A 1,275-nucleotide genomic window follows, 5' to 3' on the forward strand; every position below is an offset into this window, starting at 1 on the left:
GAGCCGAGCCGACTGGCGAGATAGATGCCGGCGAGCCCCGCGCACATCGAACACAGGACGTGGGCGGTGACGAGGACCCGGTCGTTGCGGACACCGGAGAGCCGGGCCACCTCCGGATCCCCGCCGACAGCGACCAGGTGATGGCCGAAGCGGGTCCGCGACAGCGCGAACCAGGCCGCCGCGGTGACGGCTACCAACAGCAGGAACGACACCGGGACCGGCCCGACGCGCTGGTAGCCGAGCGCCTGCACGAGTGCGGGTGCTGTCGTACCGGCCGGACCGTCGTAGCCGTTGTCCAGGTAGCCCTTGAGCAGCAGCCCGACGCCGAGCGTCGCGATGAACGCGTTGACCCGGAACCTGGTGACGAGGATCCCGTTGAGCAGCCCGACGCCCGCGCTGACGACGAGCACCAGGCCGATCGCCGGCAGCACCGCACCGTCGCTGCCGTTCATCGTCTCGGCCGCGACGAGGGTGCTGAGGCTGATCACGTACGCCACCGAGAGGTCGAGCGACCCCCCCAGGATGACCAGGGTCTGCCCCACCGCGACCAGCCCCAGGCCGGCGGCGACATGCAGCAGGCTCACCGTCGTGGACTGGTTGAAGAGCTGACCGCCGTCGAGCAGGACGACCAGCCAACCGATCGTCAGGGTCAGGGTCAGGGCCACGAAGACACCCGGAACGGGACGCCGGGCCGGCAGCAGCGACAAAGCGCTCATGCGACGGCCTCACGCGCGGTGCCGACCGCCAGCGCGACGACCTCCTCCTCGGTCGCGCCGGCGGGCAGCTCGCCCGCGACGTGGCCGTCCCGCATGACGACGATCCGGTCACTCATTCCCAGCAGCTCCGGTAGATCGGACGAGATCATCAGCACCGCCGCGCCGTCGCGGGCGAGGCGGCGGACGAGATCGTGGATGGCTGACTTCGCGCCCACGTCGATGCCCCGGGTCGGCTCGTCGAAGAGCAGGATCCGCGGGTTGAGCGCGAGCCACCGGGCCAGCACGACCTTCTGCTGGTTGCCCCCGGACAGGAAGCGGATCTCCTGGTCGTCGCCGGCGCCGCGCACCTCGACGGCGGCCAGCAGCTCGCGTACCCGCAGCGTCCGTGCCGCCCGGCCGGAGCGAGCGGCGAAGACGGCCCGGCTGGCGAGCAGCGCGTTGTCGAGCACCGACTGCCGGGGAACGATCCCCTCGCCCTTGCGGTCCTCGGTGACGTAGGCGATGCCGGCCCGCATCGCGGTGCGGGGTGAGCGCAGCCGGACCGGGCGGTCGTCGAGCG

The 1,275-nt window shown here is 71.9% G+C and carries 2 protein-coding genes; both read right to left on the reverse strand.

Annotation, left to right across the window (positions count from 1 at the left end; all coding sequences use genetic code 11):
* Positions 1-716: ABC transporter permease (locus KBX53_RS33315; RefSeq protein WP_210863825.1), on the reverse strand; the 716-nt coding region annotated here is incomplete at its 3' end.
* A partial coding sequence (locus KBX53_RS33320; RefSeq protein ID WP_210863827.1) for an ATP-binding cassette domain-containing protein occupies positions 713-1,275 on the reverse strand: 563 nt, incomplete at its 5' end. The genes KBX53_RS33320 and KBX53_RS33315, both read right to left, overlap by 4 nt.

It is taken from the genome of Micromonospora sp. M51, assembly GCF_018070305.1.
GTDB lineage: Bacteria > Actinomycetota > Actinomycetes > Mycobacteriales > Micromonosporaceae > Micromonospora > Micromonospora parva.